A 14,093-nucleotide genomic window follows, 5' to 3' on the forward strand; every position below is an offset into this window, starting at 1 on the left:
CCGCATTAGTTAAAAAGAAATTTAATTGGTTTTCCTTATAAATTATAGTAGTTGAATTGTAAAAAAATCAATATATTTGTGTACAACCTTTTAATTTAAAATCATATGAAAAAAACTGCATTATTATTTGTTTTTGCATTGTTGCTGAATTTTGCAACTGTTTTTGGACAAGCGCGAAAAGAGTTAAACTTCGGTTTAATTGGAGCTAATTATGAATTTCCTGTTCATAAGGATATCACCCTTGCGTTGGGCGCAGGGACAAATTTGGATTTAGATTGGATTAATCTCGGATTGAAAGGAAATTATTATTTTGATAATCTTTTCGGCATTTCTGACGATGCTTGGGATGTATATGGAGGTTTAAATGCGGGATATTCTATATACAACGGCGACGAAAATGGTAAAGATGAAAGCGATATTAATCTTGGGCTTCAGATTGGAGGACGCTATTTTTGGAATGACAAATGGGGTGTCTATTTAGAACTCGCGGGAGGAAATGCTTCTGGGTTTTCCCCGGGAATTGGATTGACAGTGAAATTATAACAACTGCAAAAAACCATAAAAAATGCCTGAAAGAATTTTAGACTGAACCCAAAAGTTTGGACAAATTTATAATTAATTTTGATAATAATGAGCTCGATATTTAATCGGGCTCATTTTGTTTAAATTAGACTTACTTCCGATTTAGTGGCTACTGGAATATGTTATTATACTTTATAAAAACGCACTATTCATTGTGTTTGGATAAATTATTTAAGTACAAATAAGTGATAGCAGATTTTTGTTCGAATACAAATATTTTTTACTACAAATTTAAATTTGTCTTGCCTAAATCATCTTTGCCTGATTAATAGTTTGGATGCATAGGAAATCGTCGTGGAGTTTATTTTTTAGTAGAAGGTTTTACGGATGAAAGAACCAATCGACATATTGTAAACGCTGCATTTGATTTAAATCCGCATCATAAGTTCCATACACATCCGCCCATTATGATAGGGGCATTTCCAGAAACCCGCTTTGTCTTGTGTTGGGTGAACACTCCCATCTGGCATTCTGCTCCAATGCCATTCTCCATTTTCACAATCAACCAGATTGGCTTTTATATATTCCCAAGTTGAAAAAACAACTTGCAGGTATTTTTGATTGCCACTTAATTGATACGCATCGAAAGCGCCTACCATAGTTTCTGCTTGCACCCACCAATGGCTTTCGGTATCGGTATGCTGCATCTCGGCATCGAATTCATAAGCCAAACTTCCGTCAGATTGATAACCCTCAAGAGCAGCATCTACAATGGGCAGTACTTTAGCACGTACTTTTTCAAGTAATTGTTTATTATCGATTTCAATAGCTGCCTCGTGGATAAGCCAAGCCGCTTCAATATCGTGTCCGTAACTGAATGAATTGCCTTTGCGATTCCATTTTTCATCGAAAAACAATCCAAGATGATGATTATCAGAATTCAGTATTTTCTCGATAAAAATATGAATCAGATTCTCAATTTTTGCTTTCAATTCAGGCGATTTCCATACGCGGTATAAATTGGTATAAGGTTCCAAAATATGCAAATGCGTGTTCATCGTTTTTTTTTCGTTGGCATCTTTTTCGCTCAATCTCATGTCTTCCATTTCATTCCATTCGCGTTTAAATGCTTCAAAATACCCATTATCTAAAGTATCGAAACTGTATTTTTCAATCAGCTCAAATAATTTAATAGCTTCTTCCAATGCCGATGAATCTTGAGTTGCTCTATAATATTCACTCAAACCATAAATAGCAAAGCCCAAATTATACATCTGTTTTTTGGTATCGGTGGGAATCCCGGCTGCATTTAATTGCCAGTAAACCCCACCGTAGGTTTGGTCAATAAATTTTGTAATAAGATACTCCTTGGCTCGGTCTGCTATTTCTTTGTATTCAGGCTTACTTGTAAGCCTATATGCAGCCGAAAATGTCCATAGAATCCGACTATTGAGAATACCCCCTTTTGGAGCATTACGTACCACTTTATTTTCGGCAGTTACTTGTCCATAAAACCCTCCATTTACATCATCAGGCATCCTATTCATCCAAAAGGGAAGAATATTGGTAATTAATTCATTTTCAACTTCGGCTTTAAGTTGCTGTAAATTAGTTGTCATTATTTGCAATTGATTCGTTTGAACTATTTGAGATTCTTTTTTGTTCGAGTTCGGCCGTAATGCTTTTCATTCGCTTTTCACTCAGTGGGTAAAAAGAAATAAATACTACCGACAATACTGTACCTATTGCTGGTAAAAAACTCAGCATCATACGGATACCCGTTTGTGCTTCGACGGTTTGGACTACATTGGCCTTAAATCCATAGTACCCCAACAACCAACCTGTTAAAGCTCCACCTATTGTCCAACCAAATTTCTGAGACATCGAGGAGGAAGAGAAAATCAATCCAGTAGCGCGGTTTCCAGTTGTAAGCTCTGAATAATCGGCACAATCGGCATACATCGACCATAAAATAGGGAAGATACTACCTGCACATACACTTATTAAGAATTGAAAAACATAAATACTTGTCAAATTGGTTCTTCCAAACCAGAAAAAAAGGATACTCAAAATAGTCGCCAAAACCATCGCGCCCAAATAGGTGTTTTTTTTCCCAATTCGATTGGATACAGGAGCTGCCAAAACAACGCCCACAATATTTGCAGCTTGACCCAAAACCAAATACAAGGAAGTAAGTGTAATGGTGGTTCCCAAAGCGCCAATTTTAAAGGCATCTACATCCTGAATAAAGTATTTGAAATAATAGACCGTCGCACCATCTCGAATGGAGTTGAAAATAAGCGCCGAAATACCCGCCCCCAATAAAATCCACCAAGGTCTGTTTTTTAATAAGTCTTTCAAATCGGTTTTAAGGGGTGTTTTTTCTTCTTTTATTGGCTGAACCCTTTCTGTTGTCCATAAGAAACTAAGCAGAAAAAGTGTAACACAAATCACCGCAATAACAGCAACAGCCAATTGCCAGCCTAATTGTAAATCGGGCTCTGCTTTATTTCCTATTTTGCTAAAAATTTCTACTAAGGGTTCAATCAGCAATAAGGCAACAAAACTGCCTATGTAGGCAAAAGCCATCCGATAAGTTGACAGTATATTTCGCTCCGAAGGTTTTGCCGACATTACACCCAATAGAGAGGCGTAAGGAACATTGATCATAGAATAAATCATCATCATCAATGAATACATAATGTAGGCATAAACCACTTTTCCCGTATAATCTAGGTCCGGAGTGGTAAATGTAAGTACTCCAATAAGTCCAAAAGGAACAGCAGTGAATAATAAGTAGGGTCTAAATTTCCCCCATTTGGTTTGTGTTCGGTCTGCTATTATCCCTACAATCGGGTCGAAAAGCGAATCCCATATTCTGGTAATAAGAAACATAGTTCCCACAACAGCAGCCGGAAGTCCGTAAACATCCGTATAAAAAATAAGTAAATACATGCCAAATAGTTTCCAAAACATAGACGAAGCCATATCTCCGAATCCATACCCAATTTTCTCTTTTAATTGTATCATTTTCTGTGATTTAAGGTTTTAAAATTCAAATGACATTGTTACTTGTAATGAGGTTTTTGATGGCTTGAACAGAGGTATAACTACGAAATCCATCGGCTGGTGTATTTTGTACATAATCAAGTAGAATATCAATAGTAGAAGTTGCGACATGCAAGCGTGTATCCGACGATGCATAATAAATAAAAACTTTGCCATCTTCATCGGCAATCCAGCCATTACTAAATAGCACATTGGACACATCGCCAACTCGCTCTTCATTTTGAGGAGCCATAAAAAACCCAGCGGGTTCAGCAATTAGTTTTGAAGGATCTTTCAAATCAGTCAGGTAGAGGTATAAAACATAACGAAGTCCAGCTGCACAGTTTCGAACTCCGTGAGCTAAATGTAACCATCCCTTGGCGGTTTTTATTGGATGTGGTCCTTCACCATTTTTCAATTCTTTGATGGTATGATAATAGCGATGGTTGATAATTATTTCTTCTTCGACTGCGGCACAAGTCATATCATTTGTTAAAGCCCAACCAATTCCACCTCCGCTACCTGTATCGATAAATCCATCTTGTGGGCGGGTATAAAGCGCATATTTACCATCGACAAATTCAGGATGAAGGACAACATTGCGCTGTTGACTTTTTGTTTTAAGGTCGGGTAAGCGTTCCCAATTTTTCAAATCTTTGGTACGAACGATACCTGCTGTTGCTACTGCAGAAGATAAATCGCCAGCTGGAGCTGCAGGGTCTTTGCGTTCGCTACAGAATATGCCGTAAATCCAGCCATCTTCGTGTGCCGTGAGACGCATATCATACACATTGGTGTCGGGGTCTTCGGTTTCTGGTAAAGTTATTGGCTCGTCCCAAAAACGAAAATTATCAATACCGGTTTCGCTTTCCGCAATGGCAAAATAGGATTTCCTGTCATTGCCTTCGACGCGTACTACGACCAAGTATTTATCTTGCCATTTCATCGCGCCAGCGTTTAATGTAGCATTAACGCCTATTCTTTCGAGTAAATACGGATTGGTTTCTGGATTAAAATCGTATCGCCAATTCAGCGGAATATGTTCTGGAGTTATAATTGGATTCGAATACCGCTCATATACACCATTTCCGTCCGTTGATGCAGTATTTATTTTTTGGATTAAGGATTCGTGTTTTGCCGAAAGTAAATTCTTTTTTTGATCAAATGTTTTCATTGTAATAGGGTATGTTTTATTGGTTTTTATATAATTCTAATTTTGCCGCTTCTTGGCTCAACAGTATGTGTTTGTCTTTGGTAAAACGGATAAAGTCACTAGCTTCAGGATGATTGGGATAGGGTATGTAATAATGTTTTTTAATATTAAAAGCATTGCGCCACAACAAAACATAACTTAAATTGTAATCTTTAATCAGGGGAAGCAAAATCTCGGTGAAGTAGTTTTTTACTTGAATTCCTTCTTGTCCTGTTTCGGCTAAAATGGCTATCTTTTGGTTGTCCGAAGCGTATTTGGTAATCACCTTCAATCCCGTTGTCACCGTTTCTTTATACCAGACCACTTTTGCCGTTGAATCCGGACAATAGGTGTCAAAACCGACGATATCTACCCATTCTTTCCCCGGAAAACGGCTTAAAAATTGTGCTTCGCTAGTAATTTCGGCTGGAGAAAAGGCATAAATCAGGTTGTGTACTTGCTTAACATCACGCAAATATCCAACAGTCATTTGATATAAAGCAATGTATTCATCAGGTGTACATTGTTTGGCTCCCCACCAAAACCATGCTCCGGTATGTTCGTGAAACATTCGAAAAATAACTGGGATAGGCTCGCCATTCTTGTCCTTTAGATCTTGAAAAAAATCAGCTACTTTATCGAGGTATTTCAGAAAACGTTCGTGATTTGAGCCGCCCTTGAGTATGCTCCTGACCACTGAATCTTGTTTGCAATCCCAAGCCGATTTTCCCGTTACAATATTGTTGGCGTGCCAACTGATGGTATTGATGCTACCCCGTTCGTGTACCTGACGAATTAAATTTTTCATGTTGCTGAAATACACTGAATCAATATTGCGTTGTGCACCCAACTCGACATCGGCTAACTCCCAGCCTACTACAGCGGGATAGTCGCCTGCTGTTTCTTTCACATCCGAACGACCGGGAAGGTTGTACCACTCCCGCCCATAGGCAGCATCGTCTTGATGCCCCAGCATTATCCCTTTTTTGGATGCGCTAAACATATTGCTGAACACTGCTTTTGTAGCTTTTGTAGCCTTTTGATCGACCATAGTTAATGGCTGTTCTGCCGATTTTTGGGCAACTAAGAAATTAATACTTAACAAAAAACTAAAAGTGATTTGAAGGATTTGTTTTTTAAAATAGTTCATCGTACTTGATTATGAATTTTTATTTGAGTGATGGCATTTTGTCGCGTGTTATCACATAATCGTAGCTGAAATATTTGTTCCACCAAGTGGCGCCATTGTATTTGTCGGCTCTGGTAAAATCGGCGTTCCAAGGCATAAACCAGGACCACATATCGCCGTACTCTTTCATTAATGCAGGATCAGGCACAGAACCGCACTCACTGAGCGCAATTATTTTTTTACCGTTTGAAAACTCACGCACTTTATTGAAAGCAACATATTGTGATGAATGTTGATTTTCTCCTGCGTAAATATCCATACCAATCACATCGACATAATTATCACCAGGATACCAACTTGACGCACTGACATCGGCATCGGAAGTCCAAACCCAAATCAAATTATTTATTTTATGGTAGTTTACCAGTCTATCGAACATCGTTATCCATAATTCTTTGCAGGGATTGGCCCCTTTGGCCCCCCACCAAAACCATCTTCCTGAAGCTTCGTGCAACGGGCGCCATAATACAGGAATATTTGCAGCTTGAAATTGTTTCAAATACACCGCTATTACATCAATGTCGGCAATCATAGCTTTGTATTCATTCGAACTTTTATCTGAAATTTTCGAAACATCGAAGTTGGTATCTTTGGTGTAAAATCCGCCTGTTTTATTGAGAGGATCGCGCCAATGCCACATCAAAGTAACCAAACCGTTGTTGTTCCACCAATCCTTACTCAATTCAAAAGGAGCATCATATTTGACCCAAGATTGTGTAGGCGCCGTGTGGTCGATAAAATCGAATCCAACCATGGCAGGCCACTTTCCAGTTTGTGAATTGACCCAAATGGCCTCGTCTATATTGGTACTATGATTGGCCATTGTTGCCGAAATAGTTTTAGTGCCAAAGTTATCTTTTAGAAAATTATACATTTTTGACGCTTGTGATGAGGGAGCTGGTGTTACTAAGGCTGGAGCTATTGCAAAAGGAACCGGACCAACTACATCACGATTAATTTTCAAATAATCGATTTGAACATAGCCCCAATCTTTAATTATTGCAATGGTGTGCAATCCTTTTTTAAAATAAAATTTACCGGCACTAATCGAGCCCCAAAAGGATTGCATTGGAAACAATATAGAGGCATACTTTTGATTGTCTACAAAAATACTGTTGGCTTTGTCGCTATACGTGGCTGCAAATCGTAGATCCACATCGTAATATCCATCATCATCAATTTGAATACTGAATGTGACATCGCCCGCGTTGGTATTTACATAACCCGTTCCAGAAAAATTAGCAATTGTTGTTTCGATGGCAGCGCCATTGGTCAGTTGAGCATTCTCGGCTTCAAATATTTTACCTACCGGAACCACCGCGGCTGCAGTTTTGAAGGTTAAAGTGATGCTTTTGGTAAAATTACCCGCTTCATCACTTATGGCGTTTGCCGGTATTAACAATGTATAATCTGTGGCATTGGCTAATTTGGTTGAAATTTGGAGGTTTCTCAGATTGACCGAAGCGGTAACAGGTACATTATTTAAGGTTAGTACTGCATTGGATTTCAAGATAATATTTTCTGAAAAAACAATGACAATACTGGAAGCAATAGGAACGTTGGCTTCGGCATTTGTAGGCGAACTAGAAACTAAACTAGGCGCGGTTTTGTCGGAGTTATCGACTTCTTCGGATTTACTGCATCCGATGGTTACGGTTACAAATAAAACGAATAGTAATGCAATTTTAAAATAGTGTAGTGGTTTCATAGTGATATCATTTATATAATTCTTACGGATTCAGTCTCAGCAATTTGATATGCTTTTTTGGTAATTTCTAAAATTTCTCGAACAGTATTTAAATCGGATAGTGGTGGTGCTTTTTTCAAAATGGTATCGGTAAACGCTTTTGATAGGTTCATAAAAGATTCTAAATAGTCATTTTTTTTCAATATTTTTTTATCATTAAAATAGAGGGCATCTGTGAGAACGATGCTCCCGTACGTACCTAAAATGCGGATGCCATTGATCATCTTTGCGTGGTCGGTTGCCCAGGATTGCATCAGTACTGCCATAGCGCCATTGCCAAATTGCACACTGAGTTGCATACTGTCTTCGCAATCCATATTTTTCAAAACCGTTCTCGATTTAAAACTAGAGATCTTTGTTGGTTTGCCTAATAAATACAAACATTGATACAGTAAATGATGACCACTATCGAACATGGCACCGCCTTTGCTCAATTCGCTATCGGATCTCCATCCCTGAATATGTTCAGTAGAAATAGTATGCGAAGAAATGAATGAGGCGTGTATAATTTGCCCTATTTTCCCAGTCTCGATGCACTCTTTCGCTTTTTGAATGGCTTTGGAATACACAAAATTATGTGCTGGAAATATCGTAATACCTTTCTCCTCACTGAGCTGTTCAATGGCTTCAAGTTGATTCACATCGGTAACCACAGGCTTATCCGCTAGTACATGTTTTCTATTATTAATGGCAGCGACAATCTGTTCAAAATGCAGCGAATTGATACTGCTGATAATGAGCGCATCGATATGGGGGTCTGAAACCAATTCATCAAAATCACTATAAGCTCTCATTTCTAAACCCTTGCATTTTTCAATGAGGGATTCCTGTTTCTGCTTGTATTGAGGATGATTTCTCTGATAGGTATGGCACATGCCCCTAATGTCTGCATTTCTGTTTTTTCGAAAGGCTTGATAATGATAATCCGTTATAAATCCGGTACCTACTATTCCTAATCGTAATTTTTTCATGTTAAATTTTATGTTTTCCAGAGAACGTTTAAACAATTCTACTCTTCAAATGGCTCGTAATTGGTCAACTGAATGTCATCAAACCAAGCTTCGACAAAACCCTTGGGAGAAGTGGAACCTATTCTTAGGCCTACTTCAAAACACTTTGGTTCATCGCCGGTCAGATTGAAATCCGCTTTTAGTACGCCCCAATTCTCATAGGTCAAGTCACTGAACTTTATTTTTACAAACTGCCATTCTTTGGATGTGAGTGGAATCATTTTTGTGGCTCCCCATTTGGATTTATGGCCTTTGCTCAATACTAGATAGTGCAGCATTATGGTGTCTCCTTCACCCGCTTTACACCAAAAAGACATCCAGGTTTTCTCTTTGAAATTCATCCACGTTTTTTCCATTCCCTCTACCGCTAAGGTGTCGGCTTTTAAATCTGTAAACCAAGCAAAAGGTCTGTTTTGAGGCACAGCGTCCCAACGTACGTGCAGCGATACTTTAGATTTATTGGAATGTTGACTTGATTTAGTTTCATCATAAATGAATTTTACGTTCTCGTTATCGCGCCACCAATTGGTAGTTGAAGGTTTGTTTTCGAAATTAGAAATCATCAACTTTTGCTTTTGAGAAAAGGCTGATAAAGTCCCAAAAATCAGTAGTATTAGAAAAATATTTTTTTTTGCTATCATTTGATTCGTATTACTAATTCTTGTTTGGGAGCAATCAATACAGTGTCTATCATAAATACTTTTTCAGATGAAACACTAAATTTTTCGCTACTGTATTTCTTTAAATCCGTATCTAGAAGTTCCAAATTGCCTTTTATTTTGTTCCAATTCATATTCTGGAATTGAAGCTGTTTTTTGGTTGAGGCGGAATTATAAACATAAACATAGGTTGTTTTTCCGCAACGAACTCCATATATTTCTAAACCATTTTCTAATGATTTAATATTTACGATTTCGAATTCTCCTTTTCCGTCCGAAATCATCTGATCATTCACTTTTTTGACCATTTCAAAATAAGACATCATACCCCGGTTTTCGAAAAACTCCCACCACCAACTCATAGGTAATACCGGTGTTGGGCTGAATAAACCAAGCCACAACGCACGACGAAAATCAGCATCCATTTCGGGGGCTATGGCGTTGAAATCCTTACTCCAATCCCACTCAAATCCTGCTTCGCCAATAACGTAGGGCTTGTTGTGTTTAGCCGTATATTCGAGAATTGTAGCTGGAATTCCTGATGTGTTTTTATACATATGGCGTTGGTTGATATCTATGTTTTTCAAGTCATTCATTCCCGGAATATCTCGATGGGAAACGCTAGTCGCTACGATATGCTTATAAGGGTCAATTGATTTTAAAAACGTACTCATTTCGTTATGCCAATTGGTAACCACATCAGCCGGAATTTGATTGTCGGGACCACCATTATACATAGCATTGTCGACTTCGTTGAAAAATTCCCAAGCACCAACAGATGGACTGTAACCGTAACGCGCTACCATTAACCTCAGTTTGTTTTTGTATTGCGCACGAGCAGCAGGCAATGCAAAAAATTCTGTAGGTGTTTTTGCAAATCCTCCGTTGGCAATATTATAATTACTTGTTTCCCATCCTGACCCCATAAGCCCAACGTGGCTTTCTAGAGCTAACATCATATGTATTCCTAGAGAATCGCAAAGTTGCACCAACTCATCCATACGTTTCATACCACTCTCGTTGAAATAGGAATCGCTATTCTGATAGCGACTGTTGTTTTGTACTTTTTTCCAGTCCACGGGTAAATTCCAGTAAATCATCCAGGTTCTAAAGAAATTACCTCCGTTTGCTGCCAATTTCTTCAACATAAAGTTGTAATTGAAGCGCTTATCTTCGTGTAGTTTCTTGAAGTATTTTGAATCATCATCATCGCGTGACTCCCAGCAAATATTTTCGCCAATACCGCGAAACAAAGTGCCATTGTCATATTTAAATGTCCATAAATTATTCGTATTTAAGAAGCCCTTTGCTTTGGATGGTTTTACATTGAATGTGTTAATTTGCGAGGAGAATACTTCAGCCGAAGCTTTCTTGAGTTCGAAATGATAGCTGTACTTTCCTTTTTCGCGTGGGGTAAATCGTGCTTTCCAAAGCGATGGACTACCACTTTTTCCTGAAACGAAAAAACAAGGCAATACCAACTTTTCTCCCGTTGGAGCAGTCAAGATCATATCGAGACTAATTTCACTGAAATCGAAAGGATTCACAAATGTCGCGAGGAGTCGAATGTCCCATTCGGTTTTTTGGTATTGAATTACTTCTTTATTGAGTATAGTTACCTCCTGAATCTGCGCCTTCACGACCACAGAAAAAACTAAGAATGTGATTATAAAAAGCTTGTTTTTCATCGGTATGGTTTTATTAAATAATTTAATAAGGATGTTTAGAAATAATTCTTAAATAAGTAATATCTAAAAAGTATTAATTCAAAATGGCTTCAATATGTTCCAACTCTATTCTATCAAAATTCATATTTCCAAGTGAACGAACATTGTCCACCAATTGGTCCGCACTACTAGCGCCAATCAAAACGGAGGTTACGCGCTCGTCTTTCAACAACCAAACAATTGCCATTTGAGCCAAAGATTGATTTCGCTCTTTTGCCATTTCGTTTAAGGCATTTATTTTACTAATAATTTCGGGTGTTATTTGTCCGGTTTGCAATGCGCCATGAGCTTTATGCGCTCTGGAATTCTCTGGTATTTCTTTGAGGTATTTATTGGTCAATAAACCTTGTGCCAAAGGCGAAAAGGCAATACATCCCATTCCTTTTTCTTCCACTACGTCCAGTAATCCATTTTCTGCCCAACGTTCGAACATCGAATATTTAGGCTGGTGGATCAAGCATGGCGTCCCCATTTTTTTTAGGATATCGGCAGCGCGAGCGGCTAGATCAGCTGGATAATTAGAAATGCCTGCGTACAATGCTTTTCCGCTACGAACGGCATAATCCAATGCGCCCATCGTTTCTTCAAGCGGAGTTTCAGGGTCGGGACGATGGGAATAAAAAATATCTACATAATCCAATTGCATCCGTTTCAAGCTTTGATCCAAACTGGCCAATACGTATTTGCGTGAGCCCCAATCTCCGTAAGGACCTGGCCACATATCGTATCCGGCTTTGGTTGAAATAATCAATTCATCACGGTAGGATTTTAAATCTTGCTGCAGGATTTTTCCAAAATTAGATTCGGCTGAACCAGGTGGAGGGCCATAATTATTGGCTAAATCGAAATGAGTTATTCCCAAATCGAAGGCTTTACAAATTATTTTTTGATAGTTGGCAAAAGTATCTACATCGCCAAAGTTATGCCACAATCCGAGGGAAAGTGCCGATAATTTCAGCCCACTCGTTCCACATCTGCGGTATTGCATTTCGTTGTATCGATCTGAATTTGCTTGGTACATATTATTTTATTATTTTTAAAATGGGTGAATAATCCGATTCCCCTGTTACATTAACCCCTTTAATGCGATAAAAATACGTTTTGCCTTTTTCGGCAGTTTCATCGACATACAAAACCAATGGTTCTGAAGCTCCGGGCGAAGGTTCAAATTTGACCACATCGGCCAATACCGAGTCTTCTAAACCCGTAGCAAGCAATTTCCAGGGCCCTTTGGTAGTGTCCGCTCGTTCTATAACATAATATCCTGCACCCGTAGCGCCACGCCAAGTAAAACCGTCCTTTTGTACAAATAATATTGGAGCTGGAGCTGGTTTTTGTAGCGCCGGTGTGGGTATTCCTCTGATTAGGTACGACTCTTTGCGAAGTAAGTCGAGTAGTCGAACTTCATCGTAAACAAATCCAGCAGAAAACCCTGGAACGTGGAACGAATTGACTGTTGTTCCGCCTTCGTTGTGATAATACCAGCCTCCATCACGTCGATGACTTCGAATGCTCCACATCAATCCACCTACAATTTCGGTTTGACGAATCGTTTCCATTAGTTCTCGGATATTTTCGGTTGAGCCTAAACCAAATTCGTCAATCATCAATGGTTTTCGACCTTTAGTTTTTGCATAGGATTCTTTTGCAATTGGTGCCAATTGCCATGGATTTCCGCCCAGACGATTCCAATATTCATACAAGTGATCACTAATAATATCAATATTGGCGTCGGCAATAAGTTTTTCGCGGTCGGCACCACCAGCCTCCATTATTAAGTGATTCGGATCTACTTTTTTAATATAGGCTGCCATTTCAAGGCTCCAATCCAGGATTTTAGGTGCCCATTCGTCGTATTTCAGACCTCTATCTCCGGGATAACTTCCAAATTCGTTCCCTAATTGCCAAGCTAGGATAGCAGGGTCATTTTTGTAGATAATTCCGTTGACAGTGTTTTTACGGTTCAATAAAAAATCTAAAAAATGTCGAAAATCGGCTTTTTGCTCTTCGTCAGTCCAGAATGCCCCTTTGGGTTTGCCTGCAATGGCCGAAAACTCATCTACTCCACGAATACCACCGAAGGTTTGCGAAGCGATAAACGGTATAATCAACCTGACATCATATTCATGACTTAGTGCAATGATGCGGTCTAAACAACGAAAAGCTTCTTCATTGTACTTGCGATGTCCTTCGATGTAAACCGGCATTCCATTATCGAGGGGGGAATATATAGAAAGAGAAAATGTTCGAGTGGCTCTTCCTCCTAATCGACGAATGCCATCGAGTAAATCGCGAATTTCATATTCGTCTGGAAATCGGTTCGAGCGGTCAAGGCGTATTTGTGATTCATTTTGCTGAATATTTGGTGCTGCCAGTCCCATAAATCGAAATACTTTGGTGCCTTCGTATAGTTTGTCGCCCTTACGGGTAATAATGGGCCAAGCCGCATTTTGGGCAGTGATCTGAGAAAAATCAGCTAAAGTCCCAAGTATCAATAGGGCCGTTACAAGTACTGATTTTAGTTTGTGTTTTTGCGTATCCATATTGTTTATTTTATATCAATTATGTTCTATTATACTGATGGCTTTTGTAACGATATCTAAATCATTTTCGCCTCTAAAACCACTGAAACCTACGAATAGTTTCGATCCGTCTTTGAGTGTAATGGGCTGTCCACCTTCCCAACCTATCAGATCGGGTTTGCCTATTCCGAATCGTTCTTCGTCAAATTCATCGTTATAGAGTTTTTTCTCGTATTCGCCAGTTTTCATGCCTGTAATCCAAACTTGGCTGGCTTTGATCCAAGCATTTTTATAAAAATTGCGCCCCATTAACTTATCATCGCCCCAAATTTTGCCTTGTACGCAGCCCTGTTCGTCAATGACACAAAGGGCTACATTGCCCTTAGCAAAAGCATCAAGTGGATTGCTGGAGTAGTGTGGGATTAAGGATTCAATGGTCTCCAATAATTGTTTCATACTATTTTCTTTCATTTTGAT

12 protein-coding genes are annotated in these 14,093 nt (G+C 38.8%); 1 reads left to right on the top strand and 11 read right to left on the bottom strand.

Features of this window, described 5'->3' with window-relative positions:
• The first annotated feature begins 105 nt into the window (after positions 1–105).
• The gene (locus E1750_RS12025) at positions 106–543 is read left to right on the top strand and encodes a hypothetical protein (RefSeq protein WP_133277012.1); all 438 of its coding nucleotides are present in this window, start codon (positions 106–108) and stop codon (positions 541–543) included.
• A 407-nt stretch (positions 544–950) separates the two neighbouring features.
• Here the strand turns inward: E1750_RS12025 and E1750_RS12030 are convergent, their stop codons facing one another.
• From E1750_RS12030 to E1750_RS12080, 11 genes are all read right to left on the bottom strand, one after another.
• Positions 951–2,141 carry an AGE family epimerase/isomerase gene (locus E1750_RS12030; RefSeq protein WP_133277013.1) on the bottom strand — a complete coding sequence of 397 codons (1,191 nt, stop codon included), beginning with the start codon at positions 2,139–2,141 and terminating at the stop codon, positions 951–953.
• Positions 2,131–3,552: an MFS transporter gene (locus tag E1750_RS12035; protein WP_133277014.1), complete on the bottom strand. Its 1,422-nt coding sequence runs from the start codon at positions 3,550–3,552 to the stop codon at positions 2,131–2,133. Before E1750_RS12035 ends, E1750_RS12030 begins: the two co-directional genes overlap by 11 nt.
• A 25-nt stretch (positions 3,553–3,577) precedes the next feature.
• Complete coding sequence (locus tag E1750_RS12040; RefSeq protein WP_133277015.1) at positions 3,578–4,744, bottom strand: glycoside hydrolase family 130 protein; 1,167 nt, start codon at positions 4,742–4,744, stop codon at positions 3,578–3,580.
• Between the two features lie 16 nt (positions 4,745–4,760).
• Positions 4,761–5,912 carry a glycoside hydrolase family 26 protein gene (locus E1750_RS12045; protein WP_133277016.1) on the bottom strand — a complete coding sequence of 384 codons (1,152 nt, stop codon included), beginning with the start codon at positions 5,910–5,912 and terminating at the stop codon, positions 4,761–4,763.
• A gap of 19 nt (positions 5,913–5,931) precedes the next feature.
• Entirely contained in the window at positions 5,932–7,659 is a 1,728-nt protein-coding gene (locus E1750_RS12050; RefSeq protein WP_133277017.1) for a glycosyl hydrolase, read from the bottom strand.
• 11 nt (positions 7,660–7,670) lie between these two features.
• Positions 7,671–8,669, bottom strand: coding sequence for a Gfo/Idh/MocA family protein (locus E1750_RS12055; protein ID WP_133277018.1), 999 nt, complete (start codon positions 8,667–8,669; stop codon positions 7,671–7,673).
• Between the two features lie 38 nt (positions 8,670–8,707).
• Entirely contained in the window at positions 8,708–9,349 is a 642-nt protein-coding gene (locus E1750_RS12060; RefSeq protein WP_133277019.1) for a hypothetical protein, read from the bottom strand.
• A complete protein-coding gene (locus E1750_RS12065) occupies positions 9,346–11,055 on the bottom strand; it encodes a cellulase family glycosylhydrolase (RefSeq protein WP_133277020.1) in 1,710 nt (569 codons plus the stop codon). Before E1750_RS12065 ends, E1750_RS12060 begins: the two co-directional genes overlap by 4 nt.
• 73 nt (positions 11,056–11,128) lie before the next feature.
• Entirely contained in the window at positions 11,129–12,115 is a 987-nt protein-coding gene (gene mgrA, locus E1750_RS12070; RefSeq protein WP_133277021.1) for an L-glyceraldehyde 3-phosphate reductase, read from the bottom strand.
• A 1-nt stretch (position 12,116) separates the two neighbouring features.
• Positions 12,117–13,637: a glycoside hydrolase 5 family protein gene (locus tag E1750_RS12075; protein WP_133277022.1), complete on the bottom strand. Its 1,521-nt coding sequence runs from the start codon at positions 13,635–13,637 to the stop codon at positions 12,117–12,119.
• 15 nt (positions 13,638–13,652) lie between these two features.
• The gene (locus E1750_RS12080; protein WP_133277023.1) at positions 13,653–14,087 is read right to left on the bottom strand and encodes a hypothetical protein; all 435 of its coding nucleotides are present in this window, start codon (positions 14,085–14,087) and stop codon (positions 13,653–13,655) included.
• Positions 14,088–14,093 lie beyond the last annotated feature (6 nt).

The organism is Flavobacterium nackdongense, from assembly GCF_004355225.1.
Lineage (GTDB): Bacteria > Bacteroidota > Bacteroidia > Flavobacteriales > Flavobacteriaceae > Flavobacterium > Flavobacterium nackdongense.